The organism is Pseudomonas sp. FYR_7, assembly GCF_043106155.1.
Classification (GTDB): Bacteria; Pseudomonadota; Gammaproteobacteria; order Pseudomonadales; family Pseudomonadaceae; genus Aquipseudomonas; species Aquipseudomonas parafulva_B.
The window spans coordinates 62,147-79,441 of the sequence record NZ_JBICMI010000076.1 but is presented as its reverse complement, the minus strand read 5'-3'; the positions used below and the strand labels follow the sequence as shown (position 1 = coordinate 79,441).

The window sequence follows — 17,295 nt, the reverse complement described above, 5'->3', positions numbered from 1 at the left end:
GTAACGTGCCGCAGTGTCAGGCCGCCGAGTGCTTCACTGCGGATCGACCACCACCGTACAGGTAGTCCCCGCTGCCAGGAAGAAGCCTTCGGGCACCTGGTCGATATGGATGCGCACCGGCACCCGCTGGGCCAGGCGCACCCAGTTGAAGGTGGGGTTCACATCGGCAATCAGCTCGCGGCTCTGCGGGTTGTCGCGGTCGTAGATACCCCGGGCGATGCTCTCCACATGGCCCTGCAAGCGTTCCCCGCTCATCATCTGCAGTTCGGCAGGGTCGCCTACCTTCACATGGGGCAACTTGGTTTCTTCAAAAAACCCGTACACCCAGAATGACGCCTCATCGACCACCGCCATCACCGCCTCGCCGGTGCGTGCGTAATCGCCCTTGTGAACGTTCAGGTTGGTCACATAGCCATCGACCGTGGCCACGATCCGGGTACGTTTGAGGTTCAATTCGGCGGCCGCCAGGGCCGCCTGGGCCTGCTGGTAGTCGGCCAGAGCAGCGCTGGCAATGTTGCTGGCATCGTCGCGGTTTTCCTTGGAGATCACCAGGTTGTCCAGGTCGGCACGGCGCCTGGCATTGACCCGGCGCATTTCCCAGGTGGCCTTGCGGGCGGCGACCAGGGCCTTGGCCTGTTCGACCGCCAAGCGGTAGTGTTCCGGGTCGATCTGGATCAACAGGTCGCCCTTGCTGACCCGCTGGTTGTCCTTGACCGGCACATCGACCACGTAGCCAGGCACATCGGCCGCCACGTTGATGATGTCGGCGCGTACCCGGCCATCCCGGGTCCAGGGGGTGGTCATGTAATGCAGCCACAGCTGACGACCGATCACCACGGCGGCCGTCAGGACCAGCAACGTGGCGACAAGGCTGAAGAACTTTTTCATCGAAGGATTCTCACCAGTAGAGCGACAGCGCCGGGGCGCCGAACAGGCAGACGAACAGGCTCAGGCGCAGCAGCGCCGGGTGCCAGAAGAAACGGTAGCCATCAACGCTGGCAATGAACCGGTCAAGCCCCCAGGCCAGGCCTAGCGCAAACAGGAACATCAGGGTCAGGGTGGGCATGTACACGCCGTGGAAGGCGATTTCACGAGGCATGGGGCAACCCTTTGGGTGGCGCAAGCGGTGAGTGGGGGTCGAGCAAGGACGAGCGGATGAAGTGCAGGTAGCTCTGCACACGGCGTAGCACTGACGTGTCGAAGTGCCGCGCAAACGGCTCGTCGGTGGCCTGGACTCGGGAAATGGCATGGTCCACCGCCACCAGGGCACGCTCATGATTCCCGACGCTGGGCTGCAGGAACAGGCGCGCCAGGGCACGGCCCATGACCCGGATAGCCTGGCGCCACGGCTGGGACTCGGCATAGGCCGGGTGCACGGGGGCCCGCGCCTGCTCCTTGCGCAGCTCGATGACCGCATGGCCGATTTCCAGCACGCTGAACATCCAGCCCATCAACTGGCTTTGCACCTGGGGCTTGCCGGCCGCCAGGCCATAGGCCTGGTGCAGCAAGTCGCGCGTGCGGCTTTCGAAAGCCGTGCCGATGCCGCGCAGGCGCCCGCTGATGGCAAACAGCACTTGTTCACGCAAGGCCTGCTCCAGCCGGCTCCACAACCAGCGGCTATTGGGTGGCAGGATGATCGCCCCGGCAGCCGCGCACACGAACATGCCGACGACCATGGCGATGTAGTCGTTGATGAAGCTGTACGGGTCATACACCGTCAGGTTGTTGGGCACCGAGCCAATGGCGAAAAACACCAGCAGGCCAATGCCGTAGCCCGAGTAGGCCGGGCGCGACGAGAGAAACGCACCCAGCACGAACACCGGCGCCAGGACCATGCACAGCAAAGGGAAGCCGTCGATCCAGGGAAACACGAAGAAGGTTTCGAAAAAACCGACCACCGCGCCGATCGCCGTGCCGCAGGCCATCTGGAACGACAGCCGCTTGGGGTTGGGCGAGGCCGCCGACAGCCCGGCGGTGACCGTGGCGATCAAGGTCATCATGGCGCCGCTTGGCCAGTCGCTGATCAGCCAGTAGCTGCCCAGCAGCAACAGCACCGCCGCCGAACGCAGCCCGGCTGCCAGGCATACCAGCGTACTGGTCTGTGCCACGTAGGGTTCGTCCCACTGCTCCCGCGCGTGGTTGTGCACGGCCAGGGAGGCGTGGGTTTCGGCGTAGCTGTACATCTCGTCCACGAAGCGGTAAAGCAACTCGAAGGCGGTGTGGAAGTCCAGCAGGTCGGCTTCGCCGGGCGCGGTGGCCAGGTAGTCGGCGCGCAAGCTGCGGACCTGGGCCTGCAACCCTTCGCGGTAGGCACCGAGCTCTAGGGTCAGGCGCAAGGCGTCGGCGTCGGTTAGCGCGCGCCCCACGTAGGGTTCGAGCAGGGCGACGAGGGTGTGCAGGCCGGGCTCGATGGCGCTGACGATCTGCACAGGCCCGCGTGCGCGAAGCCGCTCGATCAGACGGTGCAGGGCGTTGAAGCGGGTGGTGATGGCCATGAATTCGCTGTTCATGCGCACCAGCCGGCCACTGCGCCGACGCATGTGCGGGTCCTCGAAGGCAGTGACGTTGCGCAGGCTTTCCAGCCCCACCGCCTCGGCCACGAAGCGCACATTGCTGCTTTCGAAACGCTCACGCTGACTGTCGCCGCGCAAGGCTTCGACGACTACCGCCGCGAACGCGCCAAAGCGCTGGTACAGGGCGTTGCGCATGGCGGCACTGGCCGACTGCGGCAGGATGGCGGCGCTGACGAAGGTGGACACCAGGATGCCCAGGGCAATCTCCAGCACTCGCCAGACCGCGGCCATGAATGCCTGGTCGGGGTGCTGCAACACCGGCAGGCCGATCATCGCCGCGGTGTAGCCGGCCAGCACGAAGCCATACGCCTGGAAGGTGCGGTAGCGCATGGCGCCTGCCGAGCACAGGCCCGCCCAGACGGCCAGGCTGGGCAGAAACAGTTCGGTGTTCTGCGGGAAGACGGCCATCAATGCGACCATCATCACAGAGCCGGCCAGGGTGCCCAGCACCCGGTAGAAGCTCTTGGCGAACACATGCCCGCTTTGCGGCTGCATGACGATGAACACCGTGATCATGGCGGTACGCGGCTGCGGCAACTCCAGGCGCATGGCCAGCCACAAGGTGATGAAGGCTGCAGCCAGCACCTTGAAGATGTACACCCAGGTGACCCCATCGGTCCGCATCCAGGCATGGAAACCGCGCCGCCATTGCAAGCTCTGCAACCAGCGCAGGGGTAAACCCCATGTGCTCATGGGCGTGCTCTCGGCTTGGCGTTGAGAATGGCGAGGGTTGCCGGCGTGGCTGGCGGCGCCTGGCGCTCTTGGTCCGGTACATCCGAGCCGGCTTGCAGACCGCCGCCCAGCGCCGTCACCAGGGCGGCGTGGGCGATCAGGCGCGCGGCCTGCACCTGCTGCTGAACCTGTTGCTGACGAAACAGCAGCGTTTGCGCGTTGAGCACGTTCAGGTAGTCGGTAAGGCCCCGCTGGTAGGCGACCATGGCGATGTCGTAGGTTTTCTGCGCGGCGGCGACCGACTCGGCCGCGAAGTGCGCCTGCGCCTGCATCGACTCGCGACGCACCAACTGATCGGAGATGTCCTTGAGCGCGCCGATCACCGTCTGGTTGTAGCGCGCCACGGCCACATCATAGTCGGCGGCGGCGGCCCCCAGTTGCGCGCGCAGACGCCCGCCATCGAAGATCGGCAGGGTGACGGCCGGGCCGACGGTGTAGTTGAACTTGCGCCCGGTGAGAAACGCCAGCGGGCCGCCGCCAGTGGCGACGAAACCCAGGCTGCCGACCAGGTCCACGTTGGGGAAGAAGCCGGCGTGGGCCATGTCGATCCCACGCGCCTGGGCAGCGACCTGCCAGCGGCTGGCGACCACATCGGGGCGCTGGCCGACCAGTTCGGCGGGTAGCCTGGAGGGCAGCGTCAGCGGTGCGGCAAGGACCAGGCTGGGGCGCTGCAGCTGCGCGCCCTCCCCTGGCCCCTTGCCCGCCAGGGCGGCCAGCTGATGGGTGGCCAGGACGATCGCCTCGTCCAGGCTGTCGAGCTGGCGATGGGTTTCCGGCAGCGGCGCCTGGGCCTGGCTGACCTCCAGATGGGTGCCGATGCCCGCGTCCAGGCGACGCTGGGCCAGGTCCAGGATCTGCTCTTGCTGCGCCAGTTGAGCCTTGATGATGTCGCGCCGGGCGTAATGCAGGCTCAGCTCGATGTACACGCTCACTACCGTGTGCTGCAGCTCCAACTGGGCCTGCCTGGCCTCTGCCACCTGTCGATGGGCCTGGTCCACGGCCTGCTCGCTGGCATTGCGCTCGCGCCCCCAGAGATCGAGGGCGTAGCTCAAGCCAAGGGTTGCGTTGTTATCCCAGGTGGTGGCACCGGACAAGTCGCCAGGGCCATAGAAGGGGTCGTCAGGCCAGTTGTGCCGGTTGAGCGTCGCCTGACCGTTGCCTTGCAGGTGTTCGGCCGACTCGGCAAGGCCAGCCAGGGCACGCGCTTGACGCACCCGTGCTGCGGCGATGGCAAGGCTAGGGTTGGCGGCCAGCGCCATTGCTATCCAGTGATCGAGCTGGGGGTCGCGGTAGGCGCGCCACCATTGCTGGTCCGGCCAGTGGGCATCGGTGGCGGCCTGCTCGATGGCTGCACTGGGGCTCAGGGTGTTGGCTTGCAGCGTTTGGGTCTGCGGGGCAATGCCCCAGGTTCCGATACAGCCGCTCAAGGTGAGGGCAAGGGCACAGGCACTGAACGCTTGAAGCGTTCCGATGATGCAACGCGGCACAGCTGCGATATCCCGAGGAAGAGGTGGAGGGGCTGGGCAATTCTAGGGGGCGGCCACACTGGCGATAAGCGCTGATTCCTGCGAATCTTTGTTACTGAAACGGCGATAATCAGCCTTTGGTCGAAGGCAACTTTTCATCCTGGTTGCACGACTTCGTGACACAATTTTGTCCTCTACATCGAGAGTGACCCATGGACACCCTGCAAAACATGCGTGCCTTCAGTTGCGTGGCCCAGCTCGGCAGCTTCACGGCCGCAGCGGGCCAGTTGGATACCACCACCGCGAACGTCTCGCGAGCCGTCTCCAACCTGGAAGCTCATCTGCAAACACGCCTGCTCAACCGCACCACGCGCCGCATCGCGCTGACCGAAGCCGGCAAGCGCTACCTGATGCGCTGCGAACAGATTCTGACCTACGTCGAAGAAGCCGAGGCCGAGGCCAGCGACGCCCATGCCCGCCCTGCCGGGCAGTTGAAGGTGCACTCGATGACCGGGGTGGGCCAGCATTTCGTGGTCGATGCCATTGCCCGCTACCGCGAATCGCACCCGGACGTGACCTTCGACCTGACCATGGCCAACCGTGTACCCGACCTGCTCGACGAAGGCTACGACGTGTCCATCGTGCTGGCCACCGAGCTGCCGGATTCAGGCTTCGTGTCGCAACGGCTGGGCATCACCTACAGCATCGTCTGCGCGTCGCCGGCCTATATCGCCCGTCATGGCGTGCCGCACAAACCGGCCGATCTGCTCAAGCATGCCTGCCTGCGCATGGTCAGCCCGGTGATACCGCTTGAAAAATGGCTATTTGACGGCCCCGAAGGCCAGGAAATGGTCAACATCACCAGCTCGCCGTTCATGGTCAACACGGCCGATGCGATGCGCACGGCCATTCGCAGTGGCATGGGGGTGGGGGTATTGCCGATCTATTCGGCCATCGAAGGCTTGCGTAACGGCACCCTGGTGCGAATCCTGCCGCAATACCGGCTGCAGGAACTGAACCTGTATGCCATCTACCCGTCGCGCCAGTACCTGGACGCGAAGATCAAGACGTGGGTGGAGTACCTGCGTAACTCGCTGCCGGAAATCCTCGCGGCCCATGAAGCCGACTTGAAAGCGCACTGAGCCACCACCGGGCCAAGGGTTGCAGCCTGCTGCGCACAACCTGTAGCTTCAGGCTTTTGCCTTCAGGTGAACGATGAAAAAGACCGTCCTTGCCTTCAGCCGGATCACCCCGGCCATGGCCGAGCGCTTGCAGCACGATTTCACCGTGATCATGCCCGATCCCAAACGCGGTGACGTCAACGCGCAGTTCAACGAAGCCCTGCCGCATGCCCACGGCCTGATTGGCGTGGGCCGTAAGCTGGGGCGTGCCCAGCTCGAAGGGGCCGGCAAGCTCGAAGTGGTGTCCAGCGTGTCGGTGGGCTACGACAACTACGATCTGGACTACTTCAACGAGCGCGGCATCGCCCTGACCAATACGCCGGACGTGCTCACTGAAAGTACGGCTGACCTGGGCTTTTCCTTGATCATGGGCTGCGCCAGGCGAACCGCGGAGCTCGACGCCTGGACCAAGGCCGGCCATTGGCAGGCCAGCGTGGGGCCTGCGCTTTTCGGCAGTGACGTGCATGGCAAGACCCTGGGCATCGTCGGCATGGGCAACATCGGCGCGGCCATCGCCCGGCGGGGTCGCCTTGGCTTCAACATGCCGGTCATCTACAGCGGCAACAGCCGCAAGACGGCCCTGGAGCAGGAACTGGGTGCACAGATGCGCAGCCTTGAGCAACTGCTGGGCGAAGCTGATTTCGTCTGCATCGTGGTGCCGCTGTCCGATGCCACGCGCCAGTTGATCGGCGCCCGCGAATTGAAGCTGATGAAGCCCTCGGCGTTTTTGATCAACATCGCCCGCGGGCCAGTGGTGGACGAGGCGGCACTGATCCAGGCCCTGCAGGACGGCACGATCCGCGGTGCCGGCCTGGACGTGTATGAAAAGGAACCCCTGGCCGACTCCCCGCTGTTCAGCCTGCCCAATGCCCTGACCCTGCCCCACATTGGTTCGGCCACCGCCGAGACGCGTGAGGCCATGGCCAACCGCGCCATCGACAACCTGCGCGCGGCGCTGCTGGGCGAACGGCCCAGGGACCTGGTCAATCCTCAGGTGTGGAAAGGCTGAGCACGGGCGTAGCTGACACGGGCCGCAATCAATGCGGCCCTGTTTCATGAACAGGCCTAGGCAGGCCGAGGCACCTCGGGGCCGCGCGCAGCCTTGGGTTTGCGAAACACCAGCACATTGCCCGCCATCACCGCTACCAGGCCAAGCAAGGCGGTGGGCGTCCATTGATAGCCTTCGACGGCCGCCGACACGTTCAGGGCCACCAGCGGGAAAAGCACCGTGCAGTAGGCCGCACGCTCCGGCCCCATGCGCCCGACCAAGGTCAGGTATGCGGTGAACGCGATCACCGAGCCCGGCACCGCCAGGTACAGCAATGAGCCCACGTAGCGTGCGCTCCACTCCATCTCGAACGGAATCCCACCCACCAGGCAGGCAATTGCCAGCATGCCTGCCCCATAAGCCATGCCCCAGGCATTGGTGGTCATGGGCTTGAGCCCGGCCGCCTGCTGAACACTCGAAAGCATGTTGCCTGCCGAAAAACACAAGGTGCCAAGCAGCGCGAGACCAAGACCGTACAGGGTTTGGCGGCTGGCTGCATGGTGCGACAGCTCCGGCCAGAACAGCAGGCCCAGGCCCAGCAATCCCAAGGCGCCACCGCCTAGTACATGCGGGGCCACCTGCCGGCCAAAAAACAGCCGGGCATTGATCGCGTTCCACAAGGTGGCGGTGGAGAACACCACGGCAATGAGGCCGCTGGCGATCCATTGGCTGGCGCTGAGAAAGCAGATGAAGTTGATGCAGAACAAGCATAACCCCTGGGCCAGGCAGATCTGGTGGCCGCGCCGACCCATGGGCTGCAGGCGCCGGGTGAGCAACAGCACGGCAAACAGGATCAGTGCTGCCAAGGCAAAGCGATAGACGATGGATACGGGGATGGCGACCCCACCCAGCTGGAATTTCAGGGCAATCCAGGTCGTACCCCAGATCAGCACGGTGAGCAGGTAGAGCGACAGGTTCATGGTGTGTTTCCTTTGGGCCTTCCACGGGTGTCCCGGCCAAGGCAGGCATGCCTGGGGTAACGGGCACCGCCAGTATTTCGCTCGGTAGCCCTGCCCTGCTTGCATAAACTTGCGCTTTTGCGCATCAAGGCGCTGTCACCTGCCCTTGGCCGCAGTAGCATGTGCAGCAGAGGTAGGCCCCAATGACGCCATTCACGCAGCTGCAAGTGTTCAATGTCATGCATGCATCCCCCAACGCCCGGCTGGAACTCAGCGCGCACCTGGGCGATGGGCTGGCGGCTGCGCTGTGGCGCAACCGCGACGATGCCCGCGACTACCAGGCACCCAGCCACCACACCCTGTCCTGCTACCTGGCCGACGGTACCGGCACCTTTCGGCGCCAACGCCCGGCCGACAAGGGTGCTCCGGACAAGCTGTGCGTATTGCCGGCCGAGCACGAATCGAACTGGGTGATCAACGGGGCCATCCGCATGGCCCACCTGTATGTGAGCCCGGCGCAGTTCGCGCTGGGGTGCATACGCCTGCTCGACCGGGAGCCGCGGGCGCTGCAACTGCAGGAGGCGACCTTCATGGACGACCCCAGGCAGGCCCTGCGCTTTCGCCAGCTGTCAGGCCTTGACTGGAACGAGCCGGCCGAACGTTTGCTGGCCAGCAGCCTGGCCCACGAGATCGTCGACCATGCCTTGCTCAGTCAAGTGGGCCTGCGCCAGGGGCTGCGCCTGAAGGGCGGGCTAGCGCCCAGCCAGCGCCGGCAGTTGATCGACTACATCGAAGCACACCTGGAGCACGCCCTTACCCTGGGCAAGCTGGCCGTGCGCTGCAACCTGTCCGAGTACCATTTCGCACGCATGTTTCGCGTGAGCTTCGGCTTGCCCCCCCACCAATACCTGCTGGCCCGGCGCCTGCACCGGGCGTGCCTGCTGCTGCGGCTGGGCCATGCGCCCTTGGGCGAGGTGGCCCTGGCCTGCGGTTTCGCCAGCGCCAGCCATTTCAGCAATCGCTTCCGCCAGGTGCTGGCGGCCACGCCTGGGGAGTATCGCCAAGCCCTGGGCCGCAGGGCTGGTCGCTAGAATTCGAAGGTACCCGATACGCTCACCTGCCGCGCATCGCCCACCGCCACGAAGTACTGGTTCACCGACGAGCTGTAGTACACCTTGTCGAACAGGTTCTTGACGTTCAGTTGCAGGCGAACGGTGTGCGCGTCCAGCTGGGTCTCGTAGCTGGCGAAGGCGTCGGCCACCGTGTAGGACGGCAGGTCGAAGGTGTTGGTGGCATTGCCGGTACGCTCGCCCACATAACGCGCCCCGGCACCGGCGCGCAGGCTGTCGCCGCCGAACAGGCTGCCGAAATCGTAGACGGCGGACAACGAAGCGCCGTGCCGCGCCACGTTCTGCAGGCGATTGCCCTTGAGGGCCGGGTCCTGGGTGACCTTGGCATCGGTGAAGGCATAGCTGCCGATCAGGCTCCAGCGCTCGCTCAACTGGCCGGTCAGGTCCAGCTCGACGCCCCGGGAGTTCACTTCACCGGCATTGCTGTAGACCGTCTCGCGGGTGCTCGAATCGAAGTTGGACACCAGAACGTTGCGCTTGGTGATGTCGAACAAGGCCAAGGTGCCGGTGATGCGCCCTGGTACGTCGAGCTTGGCCCCAAGCTCCCACGACTTGCCCTCTTCCGGGGCGATGGCGCCGTCGAGCACCACGTTGCCGGCCAGTGGTGCGATGGTCGAGTTGGGCTTGAACGATTCGCTGTAGCTGCCGTAGAACGAGAGCTGTTCATCGACCTTGTACACCACCCCCGCATGGGGGACCCAGGTTTGCCCGCTGATGTCGGTGTTGGCCTTGAACGGGCGTCCGCGACCGGCGTACTGGTCATATTGCTGGAAGCGCCCACCGGCCACCAGGATCCAGTGATCGTCCAGGTGCAGCGCATCCTGCATGAACAAGGCGTCGGTGCGCAGCTCGTCGGTCTGGTCACTGTCGGAGGCGCGCACTGTGCTGCCCTCCACTTCACGCCCATACACAGGGTTCAGGTAGCTGAAGGGGGTGCGCGGCGTCTGGCGGATCAGGTCGGCGCGGTACACCTTGCGGTCTTCATGGTCCAGGCCCACCAGCAGATCATGCTGCAGGCCTGCCAACTGGACTGTGCCGGCCAGGCTCGCCGTGACGAACTGGTCTCGGCTCATGGCACCGCGCGTGCCATCGATGCTGCGCGTCAGTGTGCCGGTGCGCGGGTTGACCCCGGTCACGCGGACCTGGCTGGCGTCATAGGTTTCCCGGTTGAAGCTGTAGCCCAGGTGCAGCTTCCAGTCGTCGGCAAGCTGATGGTCCAGTTGCAGGCTGTAGAGGTCGGAGCGGCCCTGCATGTCGTTGAACGGCTCATCCAGGCGCCGGGTGGCCGGGATGTTGAGCGGATGGCCGTCGTTGCCGAAGGCCGTGCCGCGGTCGAACGGGTAAAGAAATTCACGGTGCTCGTAGGCCACCACTACTTGGGTATCCTCGCCCAGCCAGGCCAGCGAGGGGGCCAGCAGTGTCTCGCGGCGCACGCCGTAGTTGCGCCAGTAGTCTTCGTCCGTGTGGTCGGCAATCAGGCGGTAGGCCAAGTTGCTGTCGCCCAGCGCACCGGTGCTGTCGAACCCACCACCGCTGCCGTTCTTGCCATCGCCGTAGGTCGAGCCGCGTGCAGTCAGTGCGTTGTAGGCCTGCAGCTGGGGCCGCTTGCTGACCACGTTGATCACCCCGCCTGGATCCTGGATGCCGTACAACAGCGAAGCCGGCCCCTTGAGCACCTCGACCCGCTCGGTGCTGGCGCTGAGGCTGCGGCCCTGCACCAACGGCATGCCATCGCGCATGATCGAACCGTCGCGGTTGTCGCCAAAGCCCCGCTTCATGACGGTGTCGGAGGTACCGCCGAAATTGTTGCCTTGGGTAATGCCGCTGACGTTGGCCAGGGCATCGTCCAGGTTGCGCGGCGCCTGGTCGCGCAGCACTTGGGCGGGCACCACGTTGATCGCCTGGGGGATGTCCTGGGTGGGGCCCTGGCCGCGCATGATCGAGGTGGTGGTGGGCGGCTGATAGCTCAAGCTGTCGAGCTGCGAAGTCACGGTGGTGGCCTGCAGGTTCAAGGCACCGGCGGTGTCCAGCGCTTGCAGGGTGAAGGTATGGGCATCGACCCGTTGCCAGGTCAGCCCGGCATTACCCAACAAGCGCTGCAACGCCTGCTCGGCGCTCAAGGCCCCGTGCAACGCAGGCGCCTGCACGGCAGGTAGCGTCAGGGTATGGACCACGCTCTGCCCGGTGACGCGGCTGAAGGCGGCGAGGGCCTGGAGCAGTGGCTGGGCAGGTTGGTCGAAGGTATAAGCTTGCGCGCGTTGCGCTGCAGTCGCCGCCTGGGTGTAGATGAGCGGCGGGAGTACTGCAAGACCGAGCCAAAGGGGAACGCAACGCAAAGTAGACTTCATGGACGCTGACCTGAGAGAGGGTATTGAGTGCGAATGAATCGCACTTTCACGCACTACACGGTTATGGCGTGCTGTTACCTCACCTGCGGTAGGAAGTTTTTTTGGAGGGCATGAAATAGGGTGGTCAACGACCAGCAATCAACGGATAACCGTGAACCGACCAAGCACTGTCTGACGCGAAAAGCCGAGCACTGCGCCCAGTGAGTCCAGCGCCTGCAAGGGTTCGGCAATGGGGAAGCTGCCACTGACTTCACGCCGCCCCAAAGCCTCGTTCAGCAGCACGATGTGGCCGGGGTAATAGCGACCCAGATCCTCAACCACCAGGGCCAGGGGCGCCTGGGAATAGGTCAGCCAACCCTCGCGCCATGCCAGGTGCTGCTCGCTGTCGACCGACAACGTGTGGCTGACCTGCCCCGCGCCGTAGCTCACCTGCTGATTGGCAATCAACTCACGTGCCACGGCCCCCTTGGACGGGCTGACCGCCACGCGACCGGCGCGGACGGTGACCTGGGTGGCGGCGCCCTGCTCGCGCACTTCGAACTCGGTGCCCAGCACTCGCACCTGCCCATCGGCGGCCTGCACCACAAAGGGCTCGCCGGTGTGGGTGACCTTGAAGAACGCAGCGCCGTGCAGCAACCGCACGTGGCGCTGGCCGTTTTCGAATTGCACGGCAACCGCACTGTGGGCGTCCAGCGTGACCGCCGAGTGGTCTGGCAAGGTCACTTCGCGCCGGTCGGCCGACGTGCTGTAGTCGGCACGCAGGTCCAGCAGCCAATGACCGGGCTGCCACCCACCGAGCATGCCGATGGCCATGATCAGGCAAGCGGCCATGGCCAACGCCCCTGCACGCCAACGTCCGGGGCGCCTGACAGCGGGCGGGCTCATCCGGTCGAGGTAATGTTGCAGGGCCAGCCGGTCTTCATCGGCCAGGGTCGCCGCAGCGGGGGCGCTGTGGTTCCACAGCGCCTGCGCCTGCTCGTACGCAACCGGATGCCGCGGGTCGGCCAGCAGCCAACGCCTGAACGCCGCACTGCGGGCTTGCTCGGGCTGCCCGTTGATGCGTACAAGCCACTGCAGGGCGGCATCGGATTGTGCCTGAGTGACAGCAAGTAACGTGGTGGTCACGGCGTGCCCCGTGGTCGTCGTGGAATGGGCGCGGCCTGGGCGACACTGGCCTTGCACGCTTGCAGGGCACGCATCATATGTTTTTCCACAGCGCTTTGGGACAGTTGCATGGCGCGTGCTATTTCGCTGTACGTGCAGCCGTGGACACGGTTGAGCAGAAAGATTTGCCGGGTACGCTCGGGCAACGCACGCAAGGCGTTTTCGATGCGTTGCAGATCGTCGTCCACCTCCAGGGTCTGCTCCAGCGTCTGGCTCACAAGGTGCACGCTGCCCTGTGAAACATCGGCCAAAGCACGCTGGCGGCTGCTTTCGCTGCGCAGGTGATCAATGGCCAGGTTGCCGGCGCAGCGCATCAAGTAGGTGTCCAGGGCTTCGACCTTCACTTGCGCACGCCCCCAGAAGCGCAGGAACAGCTCCTGGACCAAGTCGGACGCGGTGGCTCGGCAACCTACCCGGCGACTGACCAGCGCCTCCATGCGCGCGCGCTGGGCCATGAACACTTGGATAAAGCGGGCACGAGCGCTCGATTCACCCTCTGAGCCGTCGTTCTGCGTCGTGGGGCTCATGGCATCATCCGGCTAACAGGACCAACAACGGCCCCAGCAATGCACTGACAGCGGCCATGCCGACCAGCAAGCGAGGCAGGTACGCCAGCCCGAACACCCACAAGGTCACACCTGCCATCGCAACGGCCGTCCACTCCACCAGGCCGTGAGCCCAACCCCGCGACTGCACACCAAGGGCCAATGAAACCAGCAGCATGAGCCAGCCGGTCGCTCGTAACAGCCGCGGTTGTCCTGGGACCGGCGTGCGGCCCAAAAGCGCTTCGAAGTGCTTGGGCATGGCCAGACACAAGGCGGCGAAACCCGCGAAGGCGATCAGGGCGATACCGAGCATCACTGGGCCTGCGCCGTTTCATGGCCAACCTGGCTGGCGCGTGAACGGGAAGGCTTGGCCAAGGCCAGCGCAGGGCGCAGCTTCTTGCTTGCCAGCCAGGCCAGGAACAGGCCGCAGCCCAAAGCGGTGAGATCGAACCCAGCCATGCTCCAATCGCCATCGATGATGGCGTGGTTGAGCCCGTGCGCGGTCGTCAGCGCGTTGAGCAGTGGCAACAGCGTGAAGGCCAGCGCCCCGAGCGCCAGCTGCTCGCCCCAGGCCCGGCGACCGCTACGCGCCATCGCGTGCACCAGCGCCAGGCCCCATGCCATGAAGAACGCATTGACCTCCCAGTCGGCACGGGTTTCAAGCGCCGCCGGCAGCAGCCGGTTAGCCCAGAAAAAGCTGGCCACTGCCAACAGCAGCCCGCTCATGCTGACGATGTTGAGCACCTCCACCAGACGCAGCTCACGCGGAACGCGCGGGGCCTTGGCATGCTTGAGCTGGCGCTTGTCCAACCACATCACCAGGCCGGTCCCGATCACGGCAGTGCCTGCCAGCCCGAAGCAGAAATACAGCCACCGCAGCCAAGGGCCGGCAAAATTGCCCATGTGCAACCCGGCAAAACTGAATGCCGTCAGCATGGCGCCACTTTCGGGCTTGCCTTGTTCGAGCAGCGCGCCTGTGGCGCCGTCGAAGGTCCAGTTGGCACTGCGCCGATAGGCAACGTGGTCGGCGGCAGACTGGGTGAAGGTGACCCGTGCGTTGCTGTCGCCCGGGTTCTCGACCCGAATGTTGCCCACCCGCGCCCCCGGTTGCAGCGCCTGGACCTGGGCATAGAGCGCCGGCAGTGGGGCAAGCGGCGCGGCGACCTGAGCTGCCCTGGGCGCCTCCCCTGCCCCAAACAAATCATTGAAGTACTTCGAGGTGTCATCACCGTAATGCGCCATCAGCCCTGCGGGCATGACCAGGTACATGAACAGCACCAGGCTGCTGTAGCTGATCATCAGGTGAAACGGCAGCACCAGCACGCCGATGGCGTTGTGGCCGTCCAGCCAGGAGCGCTGGCCCTTGCCAGGGCGAAAGGTGAAGAACTCCTTGAACAGTTTCTTGTGGGTGATGATGCCGGTGACCAGGCCGAGCAGCATGATCAGAGCGCAGAATGTCGACAGCCAGCGGCCATACGGATAAGGCATCTGCAGCTGGAAGTGGAACCGGTAGAAGAACTTCCCGCCGCGGCTGTCGCGCGCCGTGACGGGCTCGCCCGTCTTGGCATCGAGGGTCTGGGTGACGAAGCCGCGAGGCCCTCCGTTCGCATCCCGGTACCCGACCTTCACCCCTGCTTCACGCTCATTGGGCAGGCGGATGAACCAGCTTTGCGAAGCGGGCGCCTGACCTTGCAGATAGCGCTGCGCCGCGCCCAGCGCGGCTTGCGGGTTGGGTGCGTAGTGGCCTATCTCAGGCTGCATCCAGTGGGTGATTTCTTCCTTGAAATACGACAGGGTGCCGGTGAGGAAGATGGCAAAGAGCAACCAGCCGAACAGCAGGCCCGTCCAGGTATGCAGCCAGGCCATCGCCTGGCGAAAGCCGTCTTTCATGACAATTTCATCCAATGGACCAGCGCGCCGAGCAGCCCGAGCACCAGGCTCGGTATCAACACACCCAGCCACGCCCGCCAGGCGTCACGGCAGGCAAAGCAACCGATGAAGGCCAACACGTAGAACACGAACGACAGCATCAGGCCGATCAGCGTGGCGTCGACCGGCGCTATGGGCAGCGACACAGCCACGCAGAAACTGGCCGTAGACGCCAACAGATAACCGCCAAGCAACGCCGCCAGGCTGCGTGAAGCCACGGCCAGGCGATAGCTGGGCGTAAGGCTGGCGGGTTTACGGGTCATGGCCAAGTCCGGAAATGTTGAAGCCAGCAATAATAATGATATGGATTCTCATATGCAAAGCCTGGCCGACAGCATGCTGGGCAAAAGTGAGCAATCGGCTTTGCTACAAGACATTTATTTTCACGAGGGGGTTGAATTCGCTATTGGCTTGCCTGACCTTAGAGTCAAGAGGCGCAGAAATTCCAAGGGTCTCAAGGACCTGGTGTCTCCATGCGAGCAAGCTGAATAAGGATTGAATCATGCAAATCCAGGTCAACAGCAGCAACCACATCGATGGTAATGCCCGGCTCGACGAGTGGGTCCGCAACACGGTGCAAGACACGCTGGAGCGCTACGAGGAAGACCTCACCCGTATCGAGGTGCACCTGCGCGATGAAAACGGCGGCAAACCCGGACCACAGGACAAGCGCTGCCAGATGGAGGCTCGCCCAAAAGGCCATCAGCCGATCTCGGTGACCCACACGGCCAACTCGCTTGACCAGGCGGTGGAAGGCGCGGCCACCAAGCTGACCCATGCGCTGGAGCACCTGTACGGCAAGTTGCGTAGCAAGCGTGGCGTGCTGGAGCTGAGCGACCCGGAGGCTTGATCGCCTGACCGGAACGGGGCCGCGCAGCGGCCCTTGCCTTATCCAAGCGCAAGGGCTCAGCCTTGCACCACTGCCGCCGTGCCGCGACCGATAAACGGTTGGAACCCGGTCCCACCCCCACCAGTCAATTTCTGCATCATCACGTTGCAGAAGCGCCATCATGACCAACCCATTCGATCAGATCAGTGCAGCGTTCAGCCCCCAGTACCGGGTAAATCTGAGCATCGAGGCGCTCGACGGGAGCATCATGCTCACCTTGTCTGACGAGGCGGGCATCGCCGCCAAACGCTTGATCAGCCAGGCGCAACGCAATGACCCTGCCCGCCTGCAACGGGTCATCGACAGCATCCGCCTGGGCCTGGCGATAGACCGCAGCCAGAACCCCATGCAAGTACTCGCCGCCCTTACGCGCCCCAGTGGTGATCAAGCACGCAACGTCGTGGCCAACTGAGGGTCACTTACCCTCTTCCACATCCTTGCCGCTGGCGTCCAAGGCCTTGGTCGACGGATAGCGATACGACGCGTAGCGCACCACAAGAATGGCGAATGCCAGCAGCAGGATACCTCCGCACACGTACAGCAGCCCCACATCGGGCGCCTTGTGGTGCGACACGTCGCCAATCAACAGGCGGGTGAGCGCGGTGATGGCCACGTACAGCAGAAAGCGGATGGGCATGTGGTTGGTCTTGAAGTAGATGCCCACCATGGCGCCCAACTCCAGGTAGATGAACAGCAGCAGGATGTCGTCCACGCTGATCCCACCTTTGCCGAGCATGTCCAGAAACGTCACCACAGCGGCATAGGCCGTTATCGCACCGATGCCGAACAAAGCCAGGTAATGAAAGCCTTCGACGCACAGGTTGCCCAGCGAATCGGCTGAGCCGTGCAGGCCTTTGCGCAGTTTTTCTGCCCATTTGATGTTCATGATCGATGACTCCCCGAAGCTCTCTGAAAAATGATCCGCTGCCTGTATGACGCTTGTGCCATGCAGTTAAAGGGCCAGGCACAGGGGCTTGGAAGGTGGTCGAGCGATGCAGGACACGCACACCCCCTGGGAAATTCAGGGTTGCGCGATTCAGGGAATGCCATTACTGTATATCGATACAGTAAATCGTTAACAGCAAAAAGGCATAGAGGTGATGAATGGCCGTCGAAGTGGTGTATCGCAGCAGCCGCGACCCGGAGCGCTTGTTCATGGATAAGGCCGAAGCAGACCGTCACGACAAGATGCTCGAACTGGCTGAGCGCCTGGCAGAAGTCCTGCACAAGGCTGTGCCATCGTTGAGCGAACAGCAGGTAGAAGAAGCCGGTATCTATATGGCCAAGAACCGCGATGTGTTCGCCAGGGCGTTCAAGAGCCAGCCAGACGCGCTGGGTGAACTACTCGAGGGCGATGCTGCTCAATAGCGATCGCTGGGCCTTTGAGCGAC

At 64.1% G+C, this 17,295-nt stretch carries 19 protein-coding genes; 7 read left to right on the top strand and 12 right to left on the bottom strand.

Annotation, left to right across the window (positions count from 1 at the left end; all coding sequences use genetic code 11):
• Positions 1 to 33: 33 nt before the first annotated feature.
• Genes ACF8R3_RS18965 through ACF8R3_RS18950 form a run of 4 tightly spaced genes read right to left on the bottom strand, consistent with a single transcriptional unit; the run spans position 34 to position 4,792 of the window.
• Positions 34 to 888, bottom strand: coding sequence for an HlyD family secretion protein (locus ACF8R3_RS18965; protein WP_058604904.1), 855 nt, complete (start codon positions 886 to 888; stop codon positions 34 to 36).
• A gap of 10 nt (positions 889 to 898) precedes the next feature.
• Positions 899 to 1,099, bottom strand: coding sequence for a DUF1656 domain-containing protein (locus ACF8R3_RS18960; RefSeq protein WP_078478024.1), 201 nt, complete (start codon positions 1,097 to 1,099; stop codon positions 899 to 901).
• The gene (locus tag ACF8R3_RS18955; protein ID WP_392516011.1) at positions 1,089 to 3,266 is read right to left on the bottom strand and encodes an FUSC family protein; all 2,178 of its coding nucleotides are present in this window, start codon (positions 3,264 to 3,266) and stop codon (positions 1,089 to 1,091) included. Before ACF8R3_RS18955 ends, ACF8R3_RS18960 begins: the two co-directional genes overlap by 11 nt.
• A complete protein-coding gene (locus ACF8R3_RS18950) occupies positions 3,263 to 4,792 on the bottom strand; it encodes an efflux transporter outer membrane subunit (RefSeq protein WP_058604902.1) in 1,530 nt (509 codons plus the stop codon). Before ACF8R3_RS18950 ends, ACF8R3_RS18955 begins: the two co-directional genes overlap by 4 nt.
• Before the next feature lie 191 nt (positions 4,793 to 4,983).
• On the opposite strand from ACF8R3_RS18950, the gene ACF8R3_RS18945 reads away from it, so the two are divergent.
• Positions 4,984 to 5,913: a LysR family transcriptional regulator gene (locus ACF8R3_RS18945; protein WP_058604901.1), complete on the top strand. Its 930-nt coding sequence runs from the start codon at positions 4,984 to 4,986 to the stop codon at positions 5,911 to 5,913.
• A 73-nt stretch (positions 5,914 to 5,986) separates the two neighbouring features.
• Complete coding sequence (locus ACF8R3_RS18940) at positions 5,987 to 6,961, top strand: D-glycerate dehydrogenase (protein WP_058604900.1); 975 nt, start codon at positions 5,987 to 5,989, stop codon at positions 6,959 to 6,961.
• A 56-nt stretch (positions 6,962 to 7,017) separates the two neighbouring features.
• On the opposite strand, the gene ACF8R3_RS18935 is transcribed toward ACF8R3_RS18940, so the two are convergent.
• Positions 7,018 to 7,920, bottom strand: a complete 903-nt coding sequence (locus ACF8R3_RS18935; protein WP_197843705.1) for a DMT family transporter — start codon at positions 7,918 to 7,920, stop codon at positions 7,018 to 7,020.
• Positions 7,921 to 8,102: 182 nt separating this feature from the next.
• Here ACF8R3_RS18935 and ACF8R3_RS18930 point away from each other — a divergent pair, with 182 nt between their 5' ends.
• Positions 8,103 to 8,990, top strand: coding sequence for a helix-turn-helix domain-containing protein (locus tag ACF8R3_RS18930; protein WP_197843706.1), 888 nt, complete (start codon positions 8,103 to 8,105; stop codon positions 8,988 to 8,990).
• Here ACF8R3_RS18930 and ACF8R3_RS18925 read toward each other — a convergent pair.
• From ACF8R3_RS18925 to ACF8R3_RS18900, 6 genes are all read right to left on the bottom strand, one after another.
• Positions 8,987 to 11,377, bottom strand: coding sequence for a TonB-dependent siderophore receptor (locus tag ACF8R3_RS18925; RefSeq protein WP_392516010.1), 2,391 nt, complete (start codon positions 11,375 to 11,377; stop codon positions 8,987 to 8,989). The genes ACF8R3_RS18930 and ACF8R3_RS18925 overlap by 4 nt on opposite strands.
• Positions 11,378 to 11,515: 138 nt before the next feature.
• Positions 11,516 to 12,502 (bottom strand): FecR family protein, encoded by a 987-nt coding sequence (locus ACF8R3_RS18920; protein ID WP_392516009.1) that lies wholly within the window; start codon positions 12,500 to 12,502, stop codon positions 11,516 to 11,518.
• The gene (locus tag ACF8R3_RS18915) at positions 12,499 to 13,068 is read right to left on the bottom strand and encodes an RNA polymerase sigma factor (protein ID WP_196186409.1); all 570 of its coding nucleotides are present in this window, start codon (positions 13,066 to 13,068) and stop codon (positions 12,499 to 12,501) included. The genes ACF8R3_RS18920 and ACF8R3_RS18915 overlap by 4 nt, the downstream gene beginning before the upstream one ends.
• Before the next feature lie 4 nt (positions 13,069 to 13,072).
• Entirely contained in the window at positions 13,073 to 13,399 is a 327-nt protein-coding gene (locus tag ACF8R3_RS18910; RefSeq protein WP_392516008.1) for a DUF3325 domain-containing protein, read from the bottom strand.
• Positions 13,399 to 14,976 (bottom strand): PepSY-associated TM helix domain-containing protein, encoded by a 1,578-nt coding sequence (locus ACF8R3_RS18905; protein WP_392516007.1) that lies wholly within the window; start codon positions 14,974 to 14,976, stop codon positions 13,399 to 13,401. The genes ACF8R3_RS18910 and ACF8R3_RS18905 overlap by 1 nt, the downstream gene beginning before the upstream one ends.
• Positions 14,973 to 15,278, bottom strand: coding sequence for a DUF3649 domain-containing protein (locus ACF8R3_RS18900; RefSeq protein WP_058604892.1), 306 nt, complete (start codon positions 15,276 to 15,278; stop codon positions 14,973 to 14,975). Before ACF8R3_RS18900 ends, ACF8R3_RS18905 begins: the two co-directional genes overlap by 4 nt.
• Here ACF8R3_RS18900 and ACF8R3_RS18895 point away from each other — a divergent pair.
• The 3 genes from ACF8R3_RS18895 (at position 15,277) to ACF8R3_RS18885 (ending at position 16,316) form a co-directional block, all read left to right on the top strand.
• Positions 15,277 to 15,507 (top strand): hypothetical protein, encoded by a 231-nt coding sequence (locus ACF8R3_RS18895; protein WP_392475682.1) that lies wholly within the window; start codon positions 15,277 to 15,279, stop codon positions 15,505 to 15,507. The two genes, ACF8R3_RS18900 and ACF8R3_RS18895, sit on opposite strands and share 2 nt — an antisense overlap.
• A 10-nt stretch (positions 15,508 to 15,517) precedes the next feature.
• Positions 15,518 to 15,865 (top strand): HPF/RaiA family ribosome-associated protein, encoded by a 348-nt coding sequence (locus ACF8R3_RS18890; RefSeq protein ID WP_058604891.1) that lies wholly within the window; start codon positions 15,518 to 15,520, stop codon positions 15,863 to 15,865.
• Positions 15,866 to 16,025: 160 nt separating this feature from the next.
• Positions 16,026 to 16,316 (top strand): DUF3509 domain-containing protein, encoded by a 291-nt coding sequence (locus ACF8R3_RS18885; protein WP_197843712.1) that lies wholly within the window; start codon positions 16,026 to 16,028, stop codon positions 16,314 to 16,316.
• Between the two features lie 3 nt (positions 16,317 to 16,319).
• Here the strand turns inward: ACF8R3_RS18885 and ACF8R3_RS18880 are convergent, their stop codons facing one another.
• Positions 16,320 to 16,790, bottom strand: a complete 471-nt coding sequence (locus tag ACF8R3_RS18880) for a phosphate-starvation-inducible protein PsiE (RefSeq protein WP_392475681.1) — start codon at positions 16,788 to 16,790, stop codon at positions 16,320 to 16,322.
• A gap of 218 nt (positions 16,791 to 17,008) precedes the next feature.
• On the opposite strand from ACF8R3_RS18880, the gene ACF8R3_RS18875 reads away from it, so the two are divergent.
• Positions 17,009 to 17,272, top strand: coding sequence for a YebG family protein (locus ACF8R3_RS18875; protein ID WP_058604888.1), 264 nt, complete (start codon positions 17,009 to 17,011; stop codon positions 17,270 to 17,272).
• Positions 17,273 to 17,295 lie beyond the last annotated feature (23 nt).